The following is a 19,711-nucleotide window of genomic DNA, read 5'->3' as shown; positions in this document are numbered from 1 at the left end:
AACAATATTGAAAACCGGGCAGGAGGAATCATGAAAAGAGGTAGTATTTTTGAACTGAATGGTATCCCGAAGTTTCAGGAAGCACTTCCGCTAGCACTACAGCATGTCGTTGCCATGATCGTAGGATGTGTAACACCGGCAATCATTGTGGCAGGTGCTGTTGGCGGAAATAGCCTGAGTGCAAAAGACAGAGTCATCCTGATACAGGCATCTCTGGTTGTATCCGCATTGTCAACCCTGATTCAGCTTTTTCCGATTGGAAAGAAGAATGGTTTTACTTTAGGTTCAGGACTGCCGATGATCATGGGGGTAAGTTTTGCTTATGTACCAAGTATGCAGGCAATTGCAGAAGGTTATGGAATCAGTTCGATTCTTGGTGCGCAGATCATAGGTGGCATTGTTGCTTTTGTTATGGGAATCCTGGTAAAAAAAATCCGGGTATTTTTTCCACCACTGATCACAGGAACAGTTGTCTTTACCATTGGACTTTCCCTGTATCCGACAGCAATTAACTATATGGCGGGCGGAACAAGTAACCCTGATTATGGTTCATGGCAGAACTGGGTGGTTGCTTTTCTGACTCTTGCCGTTGTTACTGCACTGAATCATTTTGGAAAGGGAATCCTGAAGCTTGCTTCGATACTGATCGGTATTCTCGTAGGATATGTGGTGTCGATTCCTTTTGGAATGGTAAATCTTTCAAGTGTCGGAGAAGCAAAAGTATTTCAGCTTCCACAGTTTATGCATTTTGGAATCCATTTTGAGATTTCTGCATGCGTTGCGATCGGGCTTCTGTTTGCCATTAATTCTGTACAGGCCATCGGAGATTACTCTGCGACAACGATTGGAGCAATGGACAGAGTTCCGGAGGACAGAGAACTGCAGAACGGCATCATGGCGTATGGCGTGACAAATATTCTGGGGGCATTGCTCGGAGGACTTCCGACAGCGACTTACAGTCAGAATGTTGGTATCGTAACAACGACTAAAGTTATCAATCGCTGGGTACTTGGACTGGCTGCAGCAATTCTTGGAGTTGCCGGAATCGTACCGAAATTTTCGGCACTTCTTACCACTATTCCGCAATGTGTACTCGGAGGAGCAACTGTTTCTGTGTTTGCTTCGATAGCTATGACAGGAATGAAGCTGGTTGCATCAGCAGAAATGGATTACAGAAATTCTTCCATTGTCGGACTTGCCGCTGCAATTGGAGTTGGTGTCTCTCAGGCATCTGCTGCACTTGCCAGTTTCCCGGACTGGGTAACTACTATTTTTGGAAAATCACCGGTGGTGCTTGCAACGCTGATCGCTGTTGTTCTGAATATTATTCTTCCGAAGAGCCGCGATGAAAAAAAACACGAAAAAGAATTAAAGAAAGAAGTAAAAGAAAAGATCCAGCAGGATCATGAAGAATTTGAACAGGAATAATAAAATCTCCACTCTCTGTCAATCGGGAGTGGAGATTTTGGACTTTATAAGAAATTACTTTGTAATATTCCAATAAAGCCCCAAACGCTCCGAGAGGATGCATTTTATTTTCGGTATACGAATTTTGGCAGACCGTCCTCGCCGAGAGGAACCTCTATATTTCCCTGAATGAGCGGACGGGCGTAACGGATGAAATCTTCTGTGACATCATGTCCGTCAGAAGTGATCCATGTAAGTGGAACTGTTTTTTCTTCATTGCAGATTGCGTTGACATCTTCAAGTCCGCATACCATCTGATAATTACCTTCAGAGTCTGTCTGGCGGATAAAAGATACCATTTTGCCTGTTTCACCGTTAAGAGCAGCCTGAACACCAAACTTTCCTGCAGTTATGGCTTCCTTCTGGTCTGTGGCAGAAATCAGAGATGCAGAGCAGCGCTGACTGACATTCAGTTCAACGGAACGGGCTTTGACACCGAGACGGCTGCGTACCAGATTTTCGAGATATTTGCCGCAGCCTGCAAGCATTTTGTGACCGAAAGTATCGGTTCCTACGGAACTGTCATATTCACAGATAAAAGTACCATCTGCGTCATGGATTCCCTCGGAGACACATACGATCAGATTACAGTTCTTTTCGAATGCTTTCTCCAGATCCTTAAGGAAGACATCCTGATCAAAAGCAACTTCCGGAAGATAGATAAACAGCGGATTGTCTCCATCGTATTTGCGGGCCAGTGCACTGGCGGCAGTCAGCCATCCGGCATGCCGTCCCATGATCTCGATGATCGTTACAGATTTCTTTTCATATACATTGGCATCGGTTGTGATCTCGCGGACAGTGGAAGCGACATATTTCGCGGCACTTCCGAAGCCGGGAGTATGATCGGTGTGTACAAGATCATTGTCGATGGTTTTGGGCTCTCCAATTACGCGGATAGAACTTCCGATGTGTTCGGCATAGCGTGAAAGTTTGCTGACGGTATCCATGGAATCATTGCCGCCAATATAGAAGAACCAGCCGATATTTAATTCTTCAAATTTTTTAAAAAGAGCCGGGTAGACCGGATCCTCCAGAGATTCCGGAAGCTTGTAACGACAGGAACCAAGATAGGCGCCCGGAGTTGATTTGAGTCCGTTCAGATCTTCGCCCGGAAGAGCTTCTTCGAAATCAAGAATACAGTCATTTAAAAAGCCTTCGATACCATTTACCATACCATATACATGTTCGATCGTGTCAGGATGGGAGAGACCTTCAGAAACGACACCGTAGAGACTGCTATTGATGACGGCAGTCGGTCCACCGGACTGTCCGACGATAAGATTTTTTTTTGCCATTGATTATATACCTCCGATTGGACTGATAATAGGTTACTGTGTACAGTAACGACAATGAGTTCATTTTATCATATCTGTTGAAAATCTCATAGCCATTTTTTCGCAAAAGTGATAAGATGATAAAAAAATAAAAGAAATGATTTGATTACGTACAGTGCAGAAGAATATGGTATAATATAAAACATGCAGGTACATACTGGAGGGGATGTGTTTCCAGCATAAGAATAAGCCATTTTACGAGGAGTATGATTATGGAAGAAAACAAGAACGGTACACAGGAACAGCCTGAACAGAAGAAAAAAAAGAAAAGTGATGTGATTCTTACGATAGCACTGGTTGTGGCAATCGCAGTGTTCTGTTATGCAGCCTACAATCTGTATCATATCTATACAGAATACAGAAAAGGAACGAATGAGTATAATTCAATTGAAGAAATGGCGGTTACAGAACGTGATCCGGACAGTACGGAAGTGGCAGGACCGGACGCACAGCCGAAACCGCCAATAGATGTTGATTTTGAAAAACTGAAGAGTATAAATGATGATGTGATTGGCTGGATCTACGTAGATGCACTGCCGGATATCAGTTATCCGATCGTGCAGGGAAAGGACAATCAGACATATCTTCATCAGACCTATGAGAAGAATTATAATTTTGCAGGAACGATCTTTGTGGATTACGAAAATGGCAGAGATTTCAATGACTGTAATACACTGGTCTACGGACATAACATGAAAAATGGATCAATGTTCGGACATCTGAAGAAGTTTACGGAAGATGAAAAGCTGTATAACAATGACAGATACTTCTGGATTCTGACTCCGGATAAGAATTATCGGTATGAGATCATATCCGCATATACGACTGGAGTGAACAGTGACACATATACATTGTTCAAAGGCCCTGGAGAGGAATTTGAAGAATATCTGAAAAAGATCAAGAGCTATTCGGATATTAAAACAGAAGATACTGAACTGACGATCAAAGATAAGATTGTAACACTGTCTACCTGTACAGGAAATGAATCTACACGATTTGTTGTACAGGGAAAAAGAGTCAATGCCGAGGATGACGGAAGTGGTGAGAATGCGGGAAGTGCTAACAGTGATGCTGCATCGGTAGACAGTGTGACTGTACAGGAGGGATGATCATGGATGAAAAAATCGTGAAACTGCAGGAACTGATCGATCAGCATGACAACATTGTGTTTTTTGGAGGAGCAGGTGTATCGACGGAGAGTGGGATCCCGGATTTCCGTTCCCAGGACGGACTGTATCATCAGAAATATGATTTTCCACCGGAGACGATCCTGAGTCATACATTCTTTCTGAATCATCCGGAGGAATTTTACAAATTTTACAGGGATAAAATGCTCTGTGATACTGCGAAGCCGAATGCGGCTCATCTGAAACTGGCAGAGCTGGAAGAGGCTGGCAAACTAAAAGCGGTCATCACACAGAATATTGATAATCTTCACCAGATGGCAGGAAGTAAGAAAGTTCTGGAACTTCATGGAAGTGTTTACCGCAATCATTGCATGCGCTGTGGAAAATCTTTCGATTTTGCATATATGAAACACAGTACAGGAGTACCACGTTGCGAGTGTGGCGGAATGATCAAACCAGATGTGGTACTTTATGAGGAAGGACTGGATAACGATACGATCGAAGAATCTGTGAGAGCTATTTCGCAGGCACAGGTACTTATCATCGGTGGAACTTCTCTGGCAGTCTATCCGGCGGCCGGACTAATCGATTACTTCCGTGGTGAGGCACTTGTTGTGATCAACAAATCTTCCACGCCGAGAGACCGTAATGCGGACCTTCTTATCAAAGAGCCGATCGGACAGGTTTTCTCACAGATAAAAGTGAACAAATAATATTACGAGGAGAAAAGAAAGACATGGGACTTATCTACGATGTAGGAGATATTGTTACCCTGAAGAAAGGACATCCATGTGGGAGCAAGGAATGGGAAATCCTGCGAGTGGGTGCAGATTTTCGTCTGAAATGCATGGGGTGTGGACATATGATCATGGTTCCACGTAAGATGGTAGAAAAGAATACGAAGAATCTGAAAAAAAAGGAAAACTAAAAAAGTTCTTTACAGAAAAGAATAAAGAAGATATAATCCAAGTTCGTTATATTTAATATAGAAGAGATGAATTTTACATTCTGCAGGTGTACTCCTATAATAAGGCACAAAGGAGGCTTTATTATGAGCACAATATTTCCAAGAGAAGAAAAAGCGGAACAGATTTTTGACGAGATCCTGAAGAATCCACGTGCCTGCGAACGTTTAAAAGATACATTTTTTGCAGCGATTCCGTCAGCAGAAGAGAGTGAGGGTGCAGGAACGGACATTCCGGGAACGGTCTTTGCTGCGGCTTTATTCAACGCTTATGAAAATAAAGATCTTTCTGCATTTATGATGGCAGTCTGCAATAACAGTGTATTTGATCTTCTCCGGAATTCTTTTCTGATTCCAATCCGTTTTAATGACAAAGGGGTGGAGAATCCAATATTCCTTACAGATGAAAACGGAAACCTTCTGGATGAATCAAAAAATCATATCTATGAAAAGAAGTATAAGATGTTCCATAAACTCTTTGAAGAGCAGGATGAGATTCCAGACTACCGTATGTATATGGCAGATGGATTTCGTGAAAGTCATGGATATACTCAGAACGGAGAGATTGAGACAATACGGAATGCGGAACATACAGGAATCCTTTTACTCTTCGAATTCCCTCAGTCTGTAGATCTGGAAATCAATGAAGAAAAAATATATGCAATAGTCTGGGAATATCTGATGAAATTACAGGAGGAGCTGCCACGTGCATTGATGTATTATGGTAAACGTGACGAGCATGGAATTGAAAAACACACCAGCAAACTGGGAATCTTCCTGCCATTCTGTCATTTTGAAAGAGAAATGGAAAAGAATATTGAACTTGCGAATGGTATCGGACTGGGATGCAGGGAAGCGATTCTGTCAGAAATGAAGGTGCTGGAAAAATGATTTTGAAAAAGAATAAAGCAGTTGGGATGTGTATATGATGCAACCGGTGATCAGAAAAAATCACATGGACATTGCCTGGCACGAATATACGGATGAAAATGGTGCTGATATTCCGGTCACGCAGGCGAGTCTGACAGAAAAAGCATCAATCATCGGACGAGTGGGGATTATGTTTCTGTCCTGTGGAACAGGTGCATGGCGAGTCAGAAGTTCGATGAATACCCTGGCTGAGATTATGGGAATTACCTGTACCGCAGATATTGGTTTGATGTCGATTGAGTATACCTGTTTTGATGGTGAGGAGGGCTTTACCCAGTCCCTTTGTCTCACTAATACAGGAGTAAACACATCAAAACTGAATCGTCTGGAACATTTTATCCGGGAATTTGAAATTGATGGAAAAGACATGTCAGGAGAAGAACTGCATACGCTGCTGGATGATATTGAACGAATTCATGGACTTTACTCCCCGATTGCACTTGGATTCGCTGCGGCACTTGCGTGCTGTGGATTTACTTTTTTACTCGGCGGTGGTTTTATTGAAATGTTCTGCGCTTTTGTAGGTGCCGGATTTGGCAATTTTCTCCGATGCAAACTGACAAAACATCATTTTACCCTGTTTTTATGCATTGTATCGTCGGTTTCTCTGGCCTGCCTTGTTTATGCAGGATTTTTGAAGATTGGCGAAATGCTGTTTGGCATTTCGGTACAGCATGAGGCCGGTTATATATGTGCCATGTTGTTTATCATTCCGGGATTTCCGTTTATTACCAGTGGGATTGACCTTGCCAAGCTGGATATGAGATCGGGTACAGAACGTTTGATGTATGCGCTGATCGTCGTTCTGGTGGCAACAATGGCTGCCTGGATCATGGCATTGCTTCTTCACCTGCAGCCGGTAGACTTTATTAAGATGTCCATGCCAGTAGGAATGTGGATAGTACTTCACCTGATAGCAAGTTTCTGCGGGGTATTTGGCTTTTCTGTTATGTTTAACAGTCCGGTAAGGCTGGCAGCAACGGCAGCGATGATCGGGGCTGTTGCAAATACACTCAGACTGGAACTTGTGGATCTGTCAGCTATTCCACCGGCTGCAGCAGCGTTCATCGGTGCATTAACTGCAGGAATCCTTGCATCCCTGATTAAAAACAAAGTAGGATACCCGAGAATCTCCCTGACGGTTCCTTCAATTGTCATTATGGTTCCGGGTTTGTATCTGTATAGAGGATTTTATAATCTTGGGATTATGTCACTTTCTGTTGCTGCTTCCTGGTTTGCGGCAGCAATCCTGATCATAGCAGCCCTTCCCCTGGGACTGATCTTTGCAAGGATACTGACTGATAAAACATTCCGGTATTGTACATGAAATAAGGACATGAAATAAGGACATCCTGCACAGAATGTCCTATAGACGGACTGGTCGAAAAAAGGTATACTGTTTTTATGAAATCCATTGGGACGAAAGGAGCAGATACCAATGTGGGAAAAAATCAATAACTTTTTAAAAGGGCAGATTGTAACATCAATCATATACATAGCCCTTGGTGCATGTCTGGTATTTATGCCGGTCAGTACTGTGAATGTAATATGTAAGTTTGTATTTGGAATTTTGCTGATTCTGGTAGGTTTGTATCATATCCTGATCTATGTGGCGGAAAAACTGAATTCCACGATTTTTGATCTGTTTTCTGGTGGTGTTCTGATGGTACTTGGAATCTTCCTGTTTATGAACCCGCAGATTGTTGTCAAGCTTCTCCCGATTTTGCTTGGCACATTTATTCTGGTGGACAGCATCTGGTCACTGAAGGGAAGCCTGAAACTCAAAAAACGTGGTGCAGACTCCTGGAAGTTCCTTCTTCTGGGAAGCATTATTTTCATTGCACTTGGTATTTCACTGGTAGTAAAACCATTTACAATGGTGAAATACACGGTAATCTTTGCCGGATGGATATTCCTCTGTAATGGTGTGATTGATATGATCTATCTGATTCTTCTGAGAAAAGGTCTGAAAGAAATCAAACAGGATGTGGAAGCAGTGGATGCAGATGGCGAGATTATTTCTGGTGAAGATAGCGGTGAGACAGATGATCTGGATACAGAAGCTTCCGTACAGCCGGAAGAACCGATTGCACCGGAACCGGAATATGCACCATGGAGTTCCCGTAAGAAAACGGATTCTACAGCTCCAAAAGAGCGTACAGAAGAAATGGAAGGCACAATGTCAGAGAGTGATGATGTGACAGAGGATGCATTTTCAGAGTGCCTTGAAGAAAAAGAATCCGCAGGTATGGAAAATGCCAGCCAGGAAGGTTTCTGTAAAGAAGAAGCGGATAGAGAAGTTTCCGAGATGGAAGAGTCACTTGATGTTGAACAGGAAAACGAAAATGAGACATCAGTAGAAGCACCGACAGGTACAATAACCGGACAGGAGAACGATACACCACCAGCCGGCAGAGGCGCATATGTTGTATCCGAGCCAACGATCACAGATGATGATCTCTCCGACACAAAAGATGAGAGCCTTCTTGGAAGGTTCTCCCGCAAACGTAAACATAATAAAAAAGAAGACTGACTTTTTCTTTTCGGCACAACCTTCCCATTCCAATTACGAAGAACCAGACACCCTCACCATAATCTTCTTATCTGAATAACCTGGTTTATTTTCTAAGCTCCCGTCTTAAACAAAACTTCATATATCATCCCGCCCAGGGGTGTGCAGAGGGGACTGGTAAGTCCCTTCTGCGGTTTCCATACATTCCAAAGTATAACTTTCTTCATTTTCTAAATGAAATAAATTTTTCATAGATCCCCTTTATAAATATTTTTATAAAAAAATATAAAACTCTTCTGAAAAAAAGAACACATTTCTTGATTTTTTATCATGGTATAAAAAATCAACAAAAACTATAATAAAGACAGCTTAAGAAAGAACAAATCTTACAAGTAAAGGAGAGGACAATCACTATGAAAATGAAAAAAATTACAGCAATGAGCATGGCAGCTTTAATGGCAGCTACAATGATCCCGTCAGTACCGGTTATGGCAGACGGAGGCGGAAAGGTTTACTACCTCAACTTCAAACCAGAGCAGGATGAAGCCTGGCAGAACCTGGCAAAAGCTTACACAGAAGAAACAGGAACAGATGTAACAGTAGTTACAGCAGCATCCGGACAGTATGAGACAACTCTTCAGTCAGAAATGGCAAAGAGCGATGCACCGACACTGTTCCAGGTAAATGGACCGGTTGGCCTTAAAAACTGGAAAGATTACTGCTACGATCTGAAAGATGCAGATATTACAAAAGAACTTACATCTGATGCGTATGAACTGAAAGATGGAGATGCTGTAGCTGGTATCGCATATGTAATTGAATCTTACGGACTTATCACAAACAAAACATTACTTGAAAAAGCAGGATATACTCTGGATGATATCAAGAGCTTTGATGACCTCAAAAAAGTAGCAGACGACATTCAGGCACGTAAAGATGAAATTGGTGTAAAAGGTGCTTTCACCTCAGCAGGTATGGACGGATCCTCTGACTGGAGATTCAAAACACATCTTGCAAACCTTCCAATCTACTATGAATACAAAGCAGATGGAATCGATGATACAGAAGCAATCAAAGGAACATATCTTGATCAGTATAAGAATGTATTTGATCTGTACATTACAGATTCTACATGCGATGGAAGCGAACTTTCAGCTAAAACAGCTGATGACTCCAGAAATGAATTTGTAAATGGAGATGCAGTATTTTATCAGAATGGTTCCTGGGAATATGCAGAACTCGCTAAGACATACAGCGATGATGAACTTGCTATGATCCCGATCTACTTCGGCGTTGACGATGAGAACGAGGGACTTGCAACTGGTACAGAAAACTACTGGTGTGTAAATAAGAATGCATCTGAAGAAGATGTTCAGGCAACTCTGGATTTCATGAACTGGTGTGTAACATCTGAAGCAGGAACAAAATCTATGTCTGAAGACATGGGATTCACAATTCCTTTCAAAACAGCAGTTGCTCCTACAAACGTATTTGTAAAACAGGATGCTGAGTACACAGAAGCTGGTCTTACACCTGTATCATGGAACTTCACAACAATGCCATCTGAAGAGTGGAAGAATGGTCTTGGTACAGCTCTTACAGCATATGCAGCAGGCACAGGTGACTGGGATGCAGTAGTTAGCGCATTCGTTGATGGATGGGCTACAGAAAAAGCTCTTTCTGAATAATCAGAATAGAAAATAACATGTTGTTTATGGGAGGAGGCAGAGGTTCTTGCCTCCTTCTATAAGTTAAAAGACAGAGAAACTTAAGCTTCTGTTAACAGTAGGGAAGAGGAGAAAAATCATGGTAGGAAGAACGATCAAAAAGTGGTGGCCGGTTTTTGTATTACCAACCTTTGCGGCATTTGTAATCGGTTTCCTGTGGCCTTTTATCTGGGGCATCTATCTTTCATTCTGCAAATTTACAACAGTGCAGGATGTAACATTTGTTGGATTTTCAAATTATTCTAAGATTTTACTTGATAGTACATTCAGTCATTCTTTCTGGCTGACAGTTGTATTTGCATTCGTATCCAGTATTCTGATCAACGTGCTTGCATTTTTTATCGCACTGGCACTGACCAAAGGATACAGAGGAACAAATGCATTCCGTACGGTATTCTTTATGCCGAACCTGATCGGTGGTATTGTACTTGGTTATATCTGGCAGACATTGCTGAATGGTCTGCTTTCCAAGTGGGGACAGCCACTGCTTTCACTTTCAGCAAAAAATGGTTTTATCGGTATGCTCATTCTGCTTATGTGGCAGCAGATTGGATATATGATGATCATTTACATTGCAGGTCTGAACAATGTATCACCTGACCTGATCGAGGCAGCTCAGATCGATGGTGCAACAAGCAGACAGATTCTGTTTAAGATTAAAATTCCGATGATTATGCCATCTGTAACAATCTGTACATTCCTGACTCTGACTAATGGTTTCAAGATGTTCGACCAGAACCTCTCACTGACCGGTGGTGATCCTGGAAAACAGTCTCAGTTACTGGCGTTAAATATTTATGATACATTCTATGCAAGAAGCGGACCTCAATGGAAGGGTATTGGACAGGCAAAAGCTGTTGTATTCTTTGTTCTGGTAGTTGTAATTGCATTGATCCAGCTTCGTGCAACATCATCTAAGGAGGTGCAGCAGTAATGGAAAATAAAAAAAGAAATTCCGTTGCAACGGTCATACTGACAATTGTCTGTGTCCTTTGGATGTATCCGATTGTTTTGATATTTATCAACTCATTGAAAAAAGAAGCTGCGATTACTACTTCTGGAGTGTTCAGCCTTCCTACAGGTGAAACTTGGAATGGTGTTGCAAACTTTGTAGCGAGTGTTACTCAGATGGATTTCCTGAAATCTTTCTGGTACAGTCTTGTAATTTCTGTAATGTCTGTAGTTCTTATCATGTTATGTTGTTCAATGGCAGCATGGTATATTGTTCGTGTAAATGGAAAACTGTCCAAGATGTTTTATTATCTCTGCGTGTTCAGTATGGTAGTTCCTTTCCAGATGGTTATGTTTACACTGGCAAAAACTGCAGATACTTTAAAATTGAATAATCCATACAATATCTGCATTATTTATCTTGGATTTGGTGCAGGACTGGCGGTATTTATGTTTACAGGATTTGTAAAAGGTATTCCGCTTGAGATTGAGGAAGCAGCTCTGATTGATGGATGTAGTCCGTTACAGGTGTTTTTTAAAGTTTTAATTCCGATATTAAAACCAACAATTATTTCAACAGCGATCCTGGAACTGATGTGGGTATGGAACGATTACCTTCTTCCAACACTGGTTCTTGATATTAAAAAATATAAGACTATTCCGATGGCAGTCCAGTATTTCCGTGGCAGCTTCGGACATGTACAGATGGGACCAATGATGGCAAGTATTATGATCGATATCATTCCGATCATCATCGTATATCTGGTTTGCCAGAAGTACATTATTGAAGGCGTTGTAGCAGGTGCCGTAAAAGGCTGATTCTGGTTATGTAGAATGGAAGTCTCTGGAAGAATATTTTTTCCAGAGACTTTTTGTGCTATAATCATAAGTATTATAGGAAACAAAACAGGGGGAAATTATGACAAACGTTCTTATTGTAGATGATGAAAAAATAGAGCGCGAAGGTCTGAAATATCTGCTTTCGAGAGAAGAAGGCGAAAGAAATGTTTTTGAAGCTTCGAACGGAAAACAGGCTCTGCAGATTATTCGGTCAGAGGACATACAACTTGTTTTGACTGACATAAAAATGCCTCATATGGACGGGTTGGAATTATCAAGACGTGCCAAGGAAGAAAATCCGGCATTGCAGATCATAATTTTCAGTGGATACAGTGATTTTACTTTTGCGCAGGAAGCGATTCGCTATGGTGTGACAGAGTATATCCTGAAACCGGTGAATCCGGAAGATTTTCATAAAGTAATTCAGAAGGCAGAGAAAGTGATTGAACAAAGAAAGAAAAAAGAAAGTCGTGAGATCAAAGAGAAAAATTTTCTGCAACAGTATTTTCTGCAAAACTATCTTTACTCCGGCAAGCTAGAAACACTGGAAAAAGCAAAAGATATGATCAATCTGGAAAAATGGAATGGCTGGCATTGTGGAATCTTGCTGGAATCCGATGTCGCTTTTTTTGATACGGCTGAAGAGACTCTGGAAGAGGAAATTCAGAAAGAGTTGAGAAGAGTATGCTTTTATCTGAATTTGAATGCAAGACAGTCGCTTCTCCTTTTTCAGGACGTATATTGCGATTATCAGCTGGTGGCAAATCATCTTTATAATTTTATGAAACGAAAATACAGAGACAGTTTTTATCTGGCAGTCAGCCGTAAATTTGAAGGTTGTGAGTGTCTGCCGGAAATCCTTGAGCAGCTGGAACAGCAGATGGAAGAGAAATTTTATCATCCGGAAAAACATGTTTTCTCAAATGAAGATGATGTACTGAAACTGTCGGTGGGAGAAGTGCAGGATTCGCAGATCATGCAGATGATCTCAGAAGACATCACACGGAAGGATACAGATCAGCTGAGAAAGCATTTCGCATGCCTGAAAGAAAAATATCATGATAATACAAAGTATTCAGCAATGTATATCAAGTTTGTTTTCTCGAATGTCATTCAGGAACTGTTTCAGGAAAATCAGTTTTCTGGAGAGCGGCGTCTTGAGCATGAGATAGAACGATTGTATAACTGTAGAAATATCATGGAAATCCTTGAAGTGACTGAAGATAATATCAAGGAATACGAGGCATTTCTTGACCGTTCTATGAGTAGTTCTAGAAATGAAGTGGCAGCAGTCAAAAATTATATCTATCAGCATTATGAGGAAGATCTGAATCTTGAAATGCTGGCAGAAAAAGTCTATCTGTCTTCCGGATACCTCAGTTTTATCTTCAAAAAAGAGACCGGCATGAATTTGAACCGATATATACGTGTGTTCCGGATGGAGAAGGCAAAAGAACTTCTCTGCAGCACCAATATGAAGGTGGCACAGGTCAGTGAACGTGTTGGTTTTGCAAATGTTTCTTATTTCTGCAGAAGTTTCCGGGAATATTACGGAAGCAGTCCGGAATCATACAGGAAAGGAACCGGAGAGGATGAACAGACTTCGTAAGATATTCAAAAATATGAAGTATCGTCATAAACTGACGATCTTTCTTGTAGTTACAAGCCTGGTACCGATGACAGTACTTGCCTGGTACAGTCACAGCAGGCTGAGTACTATGGTCCGCAGCAGCGAACTGGAAGATATGCAGTCGATCATGGAACAGACCAGAGAAAGCATTGACAGCCAGACGGCGGTTTATGCCAGCCTTCTCAATTATCTGACCTATTCACCAGATATTGAGGAAATTATTAAGGAAAAAAATATCGATAATTATACGGCGTATGAAAAATATACAGAAATAGCGGATCCACTTTTGTCTGTACCAAAATCATATCATGACGCGATCAACAGAATTCAGCTTTTTGCGGACAGTATCCAGGTGGAGCATGAGTATACACTTGTTCCGCTTGATAAGATGAAAGAAGAGTGGTGGAGTGAAGGGCTGAAAGATGATGTGCGTATTCAGTGGAAAGTTGATCAGGATCGTAAAGAAGTTGCAGCAGTACGTATGATCTATAATGATCAGAAACTGGATGCAGTTCTGTGCATTTCTCTGGATTATAATAAAATCTTCCAGCCACTGACCAATATTCTCACGCAGGAAAATGGTGGAATTGTTGCAGACAAAAACGGTACAGTTCTTTATAACAAAACTGGTCTGACAAATCTGGAATTTGATAAATCTGAAAAAATGGATTCCATGATTCAGAAAATCAGCCAGTCCTGTGCATATACAAAGACCAAGAGTGAAGAAAATGACTGGGTATTTTATCTTTATAAGAGTCAGGATGCGATATCAGGTTCTGTACGAAGACTGCTGCTGGAAGAGATTCCACTGATTGCGGCCTGTGGTCTGATCATTCTGTTTCTGGATATGGCATTTTCAAGAATTTTTACAAGAAAAATTGAAGAACTGACGAAAAATATGGACAGGGTAAATCATGGAAGCCGTGAAGTTACAGTCAACAGTGATTCGGGAGATGAAGTAGGAATTCTTGTTAACAGTTTCCGTAATATGATGGATGAGATTAACCGCCTGATCGACGAAGTATATGTCAATAAGATCGCGTTGAAAGAATATGAACTGAAAGCCCTTCAGGCCCAGATCAATCCACATTTCTTATATAACACACTTTCGATGATGAACTGGATGGCGATTCGAAGTAATCAGATGGAGATTAGTAAGGTTACCCTGGCACTTTCTACTTTTTACAGAACCGCATTAAGCAAAGGTGAAGATGTGGTTACGGTAGAAAACTGTATTCAGAATATGGAAGCATATCTGGAAATCCAGCTTACGATGCATGATCATAATTTCTCGGTAGACTGGGATATTGATCCGACAATAAAAAATGAAAAAATGCCGAAGCTTCTTCTTCAGCCGGTTGTCGAAAATGCGATCGAACACGGTCTTGATGAAAAAGAGGATGGTGATAAAAAAATTTTCCTGTCATTTAAAGGCAAGGGGGATGATGTAGAGATCACTGTCCGTGATAATGGACTTGGTATGGAACAGGAAAAAGCAGAAACACTGGTAACTTATCAGGCAAAAGGATATGGCCTTAAGAATGTAAATGACCGTATCCGGCTTCTTTATGGAGAGAATTACGGAATTCATATTTTCAGTTCACCGGATGAAGGCACGACTGTTATTATGAAATTTCCGAAGGAGGGCAGAGAGAATGAAGAGTAAATGGAAAAAACTGCCTGTTGTTCTGATAGGAATCATAGCTATAGCTGTCTGCGGATGCAGCAATGATTTACAGGAGCTGAATCAGAAAAGATCATCGACAGCAAAAAAAAATACGGAATCTACAGAGACAGTCCGTACCGGTACCTGGGAAACAGCTGCACAGACTCCTTATGGTGCTTATCCTGAACTTGTAACGTATACTTTAGGACAAATGAGTGGTGCGAATAATTCAAATCTTCCGGATGGAAATACCTATGACGACAATGCTTACACTCGTTATCTCAGAAAAATACTGAATATTCAGAATAAAAGTGTCTACATGGAACGGGAAGATCGATATGATGAATTTGTGAATATTCTTGTAAAAGACCAGACGCTGCCGGATGTACTGGTGGTTTCGGACAGAGAAACACTCAAAGAACTGGTTGATAATGATCTTGTGGAAGATCTGAGCGAAGTATATGAGAATTGCACTTCAGAGAGAATCAAAAAGATGTTTGAGAGTTATGGAAGCGGTCTTCTGGATTCTGTGCGATTTAATGGAAAACTGATGGCAATTCCGGAGACCGTTACAGATCATGGTCCACGTCTGATGTGGCTGCGTAAGGACTGGATGGATAAGCTTGGCCTTGAAAATCCGAAAACACTGGAAGATGCATTTGACATAGTAGAAAAATTTGTCCAGAATAAAATGGGCACGGAGGATGGAGAAGACCCGATCGGACTCGCTTGTGATACAGATCTGGTGGGAACTACCAGCTCTAATTATTCAGTAGATTCTGTTTTTGATAAATTTGGAGCCAGTCCACAAAGGTGGGTAAATCAAAATGGTAAGATCGTGTATGGTTCCGTAACAGAAGAAACAAAAAATGCACTGAGTTATCTTCATGAACTCTATGAACGTGGCGTGTTGGATAAGAACTTTGCATTGCGTGCGCAGAATAACCTCAGAGATCTGGTGATAAATGGAAAATGTGGAGCTTTTTTTGGCCTGTGGTGGACACCGAACAATCCACTGATGGATGTTTATGAGACAGACAAAGAGGCAAACTGGCAGCCATTTTATCTACAGTCGACAGACTGGCAGAATGTATATGATACTTTTCAGGATAATAAATATGTTGTTGTACGCAAAGGATATGAGCATCCGGAAATTGTAATGAAGATAATCAGTGTATTGTTTGATTATAGCAGATATGAAGCCAAGGATGCGGATGAGGTAAATGATTATTTTGCTCTTAACGTAGAACCGACAGCCAGACCGCTGGTTATCAATGTTGATTATAACGAGGCGACGTTTCAGATCACAAAAGATATCCAGAGTGTAATGAGCGGCATGCGAAAAGAAGAAAGTTTAAGTGCAATTGAGAAATCTTATTACGATGCAGCAGAAAAATTTATTCAGGGAAAATCAGAAACGGCGGAAGACTGGGCAGCATATGAATCCAGACTTGCAGCAGTTGGAAGGTTGATAGAAGGAAACTACCGGTCAACAGCCAAAAGATACCTGGATGATGCAGACGGTGAAATACCGAAGTCTCTTCAGCAGCTTGAAAAAGACACTTTCATTCAGATTATCATGGGTGTAAAACCAATTACTTACTTTGACACTTTTGTGCAGGAATGGTATGAACAGGGCGGCGAAGAGCTGACTGAGCAGATTCGCCGCTCTAATCCAGGAGAATGATTATTTTCCGAGATGCCAGATGTCGTCATCGTACTCTTTGATGGTTCTGTCTGAGGAGAAGAATCCGGCTTCTGCAATATTGATCAGAGTTCTGCGGCTCCATGCTTCCGGATTTACAGCATAATCACTCATTGCCTGTTCTTTGCGGACAATGTATGCATTGAAATCCGGAAGAGTCTGGAACCAGTCTTTATTTATCAGTTCGTTCTGCAGTCGTTTCAGATGTTCTTCATCTCCATATTTCAGCATTTCTTCACTGGTAAGGAAATCGATGGCACGACGAAGGTTCGAGTCTGCTTCATACCAGTCTTTTGCACAGTAGTCACCGGCTGCATAGCGGTGAATAACCTGCTTGCTGCTCTGACCAAAGATGTAAATATTGTTATTTCCGACAGCTTCGGCAATTTCTACATTTGCACCATCCATGGTTCCAAGAGTCAGTGCACCGTTCAGCATGAATTTCATGTTTCCGGTTCCGGATGCTTCTTTGGAAGCAAGGCTGATCTGTTCAGAAAGATCACATGCCGGAATCATTTTTTCTGCTGCAGAAACATTGTAGTTTTCTACAAATGCAAGTTGCAGATATCTGGAAACTTCAGAGTCCGCACTGATAACCTGTGACAGGGTAAGAAGAGCGTGAATGATATCTTTGGCGATGATATAGGCAGGAGCTGCTTTTGCACCGAAGATACTTACTAATGGAGTTACTGGAGTATGTCCTGCTTTGATCTCCAGGTATTCATGAATCAGGAAAAGCAGGTTCAGCTGCTGACGTTTGTATTCATGAAGTCGTTTGGACTGAATGGAAAACATTGCATTGGTGTTCAATTTGATTCCCTGTTTGTCTTCTAACCAGGAAGCAAGTGCTTCTTTGTTGGATTTTTTAATACAACTGAGTTTTTTCAGTACTTCTGCATCGTCTGTATAATTCAGAAGCTTTTTCAGTTCAGAAGCATCTTTTTTGAAACCAGATCCGATCAGAGATTCAATTTCAGAAGTCAGGGCCGGATTACATTTCAGAAGCCAGCGGCGGAAGGTGATGCCGTTTGTTTTATTATTAAATTTGTTCGGATACATCTGATAAAATCCTGCCAGTTCGCTTTCTTTCAGAATCTGTGTATGCAGTGCGGCAACACCGTTTGTGGAGTGAGAAAAATGAATATCCATATGTGCCATATGAACGACCTGATTCTGATCAATGATAGCAAGTGAAGAATCAGTTGTACGTGTTTTTGCAATGTCATCCAGCTTTTCAATAATTGGCATAAGCTGAGGAACAACGGTATCGAGATAATGACGTGGCCATTTTTCCAGAGCTTCTGCAAGAATCGTATGATTGGTATATGCACAAGTATCTGTTACAATCTGAACTGCCTCATCAAAGCTGATTCCGTGTTCCTCAAGGAGGCGGATCAGCTCCGGGATTACCATACTTGGGTGTGTATCATTGATTTGGATAGCTGCATAGTCGGCAAGGTCATGATAGTTACATCCACGTGCAGCACATTCGTTGAGAATAAGCTGAGCACCGGCAGAAACCATGAAATATTGCTGATAGATACGAAGCAGTCGGCCGTCTTCATCGGAGTCGTCTGGATAGAGGAATAATGTAAGGTTTCTGGCAATATCTTTTTTGTCAAAAGAAATTCCGTCACCGATCACAGATTCATCTACAGAATCCAGATCAAACAGATTCAGCATATTGGTTCTGCCTTCATAGCCGGTAACAGGAAGTTTGTAGAGTCTTGCAGAATAGGTGTTTCCTGCAAGCGAAACCGGAAATACTGTATCGGTAGCTTTGGCAGCACACTGGTCAGTCAGCCAGAAATCAGGAGCTTCGTTCTGGATGTTGTTTTTGAAATTCTGATGAAAAAGTCCGCAGTGATAACGAAGACCGACACCATCACCAGGAAGATCCAAAGTTGCAAGACTGTCAAGGAAGCATGCGGCAAGTCGTCCAAGACCACCATTTCCAAGACTTGGTTCCGGTTCCTGCTCTTCGATATCTGCAAGAGATTTTCCGATACTGGCAAGTGTTTCACGAACTTCATCATACAGACCAAGGTTGATCAGGTTGTTGGAAAGCAATTTTCCAATCAGGAATTCGGCAGAAATATAATACAGTTTTCTGCCAGTTACTGGTTTTATCTGTTTCTGACTCTGTTCCTGCACAAGTTTCAGAAGGGCTGTATAAAGTTCTGCGTCGGAAGCAGTTGCAATATCCTTTTGGCAAAGTTCATTTAGTGTTGTTTTCATAGATTCACTCATGGGAGTTGCTCCTTTCATATATAAAATGGTTGTAGTTTCGTTAACTTAAGTTGCTTTAGTTATATCACAGATAGTCCGTCGTTTCTTGTCAAAAGCGAGCAAGAAATGATACTATCCTATCATAGAGGCGGAAATAGATGAAAGAAAAAGAAAGTGGTACAAAATATCAGGAAACAAAACAGCATGGCAGCCGGTTGTTTCCGTTTAATATTTATCCATGTACGATTCCATTGGATTTTCCGGCGGTTCCTTTGCACTGGCATAAGGAGATGGAATTGATTTATATAAAAAAGGGAAAAGGGCTGATCCAGATCGAAACAAAAAGCTTTGAGGGAGAACCGGGGGATATTTTTGTAGTAACACCTGGAACCCTTCATGCAATTCATAGGATAAAAGGATATTCTATGGAATACGAAAATATTATCTTTGAAATGGATTTTCTGGGAGAAGGAGCAGCAGATCTCTGTGCAGGAGAATTTCTCGTCCCGCTTGCAGCAGGTAAGTTGTTTCCTCCGGTACAGATAAAGCCAGAGGAAGTGCATTATGATTCATTAAAAAGATGTCTTATTCAGATGGAAGAATTGTGTGAAACAAAAGAAAATGCT

The 19,711-nt window shown here is 41.4% G+C and carries 16 protein-coding genes (1 of these 16 only partly in view); 14 read left to right on the top strand and 2 right to left on the bottom strand.

Features of this window, described 5'->3' with window-relative positions; genetic code table 11:
• Positions 1-30: 30 nt before the first annotated feature.
• Positions 31-1,428: a uracil-xanthine permease family protein gene (locus NQ503_RS11980; RefSeq protein WP_055056311.1), complete on the top strand. Its 1,398-nt coding sequence runs from the start codon at positions 31-33 to the stop codon at positions 1,426-1,428.
• Positions 1,429-1,532: 104 nt separating this feature from the next.
• On the opposite strand, the gene NQ503_RS11975 is transcribed toward NQ503_RS11980, so the two are convergent.
• On the bottom strand, positions 1,533-2,765 hold the full coding sequence (locus NQ503_RS11975) for a 6-phosphofructokinase (protein ID WP_055065948.1): 1,233 nt from the start codon (positions 2,763-2,765) through the stop codon (positions 1,533-1,535).
• Positions 2,766-3,016: 251 nt separating this feature from the next.
• Between NQ503_RS11975 and srtB the strand changes: the two genes are divergently transcribed.
• The 12 genes from srtB to NQ503_RS11915 all read left to right on the top strand — a co-directional run bounded on the left by srtB (position 3,017) and on the right by NQ503_RS11915 (position 16,838).
• The gene (gene srtB, locus NQ503_RS11970) at positions 3,017-3,913 is read left to right on the top strand and encodes a class B sortase (protein WP_022388361.1); all 897 of its coding nucleotides are present in this window, start codon (positions 3,017-3,019) and stop codon (positions 3,911-3,913) included.
• A gap of 2 nt (positions 3,914-3,915) precedes the next feature.
• Positions 3,916-4,644: an NAD-dependent protein deacylase gene (locus NQ503_RS11965; protein WP_022388362.1), complete on the top strand. Its 729-nt coding sequence runs from the start codon at positions 3,916-3,918 to the stop codon at positions 4,642-4,644.
• Between the two features lie 23 nt (positions 4,645-4,667).
• Entirely contained in the window at positions 4,668-4,859 is a 192-nt protein-coding gene (locus NQ503_RS11960; protein ID WP_005424819.1) for a DUF951 domain-containing protein, read from the top strand.
• Between the two features lie 123 nt (positions 4,860-4,982).
• The gene (locus tag NQ503_RS11955; RefSeq protein WP_005424821.1) at positions 4,983-5,786 is read left to right on the top strand and encodes a DUF4866 domain-containing protein; all 804 of its coding nucleotides are present in this window, start codon (positions 4,983-4,985) and stop codon (positions 5,784-5,786) included.
• 34 nt (positions 5,787-5,820) lie between these two features.
• Positions 5,821-7,152 carry a threonine/serine exporter family protein gene (locus NQ503_RS11950; protein ID WP_005424823.1) on the top strand — a complete coding sequence of 444 codons (1,332 nt, stop codon included), beginning with the start codon at positions 5,821-5,823 and terminating at the stop codon, positions 7,150-7,152.
• A 111-nt stretch (positions 7,153-7,263) separates the two neighbouring features.
• Positions 7,264-8,358: an HdeD family acid-resistance protein gene (locus NQ503_RS11945; protein ID WP_005424825.1), complete on the top strand. Its 1,095-nt coding sequence runs from the start codon at positions 7,264-7,266 to the stop codon at positions 8,356-8,358.
• A gap of 392 nt (positions 8,359-8,750) precedes the next feature.
• Positions 8,751-10,025, top strand: a complete 1,275-nt coding sequence (locus tag NQ503_RS11940; RefSeq protein WP_005424828.1) for an ABC transporter substrate-binding protein — start codon at positions 8,751-8,753, stop codon at positions 10,023-10,025.
• A gap of 118 nt (positions 10,026-10,143) precedes the next feature.
• Positions 10,144-10,998 (top strand): carbohydrate ABC transporter permease, encoded by an 855-nt coding sequence (locus NQ503_RS11935; RefSeq protein ID WP_005424829.1) that lies wholly within the window; start codon positions 10,144-10,146, stop codon positions 10,996-10,998.
• Positions 10,998-11,834, top strand: coding sequence for a carbohydrate ABC transporter permease (locus NQ503_RS11930; RefSeq protein WP_055065946.1), 837 nt, complete (start codon positions 10,998-11,000; stop codon positions 11,832-11,834). The genes NQ503_RS11935 and NQ503_RS11930 overlap by 1 nt, the downstream gene beginning before the upstream one ends.
• A 100-nt stretch (positions 11,835-11,934) precedes the next feature.
• Entirely contained in the window at positions 11,935-13,464 is a 1,530-nt protein-coding gene (locus NQ503_RS11925) for a response regulator transcription factor (protein WP_005424837.1), read from the top strand.
• Positions 13,448-15,151, top strand: coding sequence for a cache domain-containing sensor histidine kinase (locus NQ503_RS11920; protein ID WP_259892572.1), 1,704 nt, complete (start codon positions 13,448-13,450; stop codon positions 15,149-15,151). Before NQ503_RS11925 ends, NQ503_RS11920 begins: the two co-directional genes overlap by 17 nt.
• A complete protein-coding gene (locus NQ503_RS11915) occupies positions 15,141-16,838 on the top strand; it encodes an extracellular solute-binding protein (protein WP_005424843.1) in 1,698 nt (565 codons plus the stop codon). Before NQ503_RS11920 ends, NQ503_RS11915 begins: the two co-directional genes overlap by 11 nt.
• Here the strand turns inward: NQ503_RS11915 and NQ503_RS11910 are convergent, their stop codons facing one another.
• Entirely contained in the window at positions 16,839-19,106 is a 2,268-nt protein-coding gene (locus NQ503_RS11910; RefSeq protein ID WP_022387778.1) for a glycogen/starch/alpha-glucan phosphorylase, read from the bottom strand.
• 137 nt (positions 19,107-19,243) lie between these two features.
• Here NQ503_RS11910 and NQ503_RS11905 point away from each other — a divergent pair, with 137 nt between their 5' ends.
• Positions 19,244-19,711, top strand: partial view of a helix-turn-helix transcriptional regulator gene (locus NQ503_RS11905; RefSeq protein WP_055065944.1) — the 5' portion only. 411 nt of this gene lie beyond the right edge of the window; the window shows 468 of its 879 coding nt (coding positions 1-468); it begins with the start codon at positions 19,244-19,246; its stop codon lies off the right edge, out of view.

Source organism: Blautia obeum ATCC 29174 (assembly GCF_025147765.1).
In the GTDB taxonomy this organism is placed as follows: Bacteria; Bacillota; Clostridia; order Lachnospirales; family Lachnospiraceae; genus Blautia_A; species Blautia_A obeum.
The sequence above is the reverse complement of the archived record's forward strand: the minus strand, read 5'-3'. Positions and strand labels throughout refer to the sequence as shown.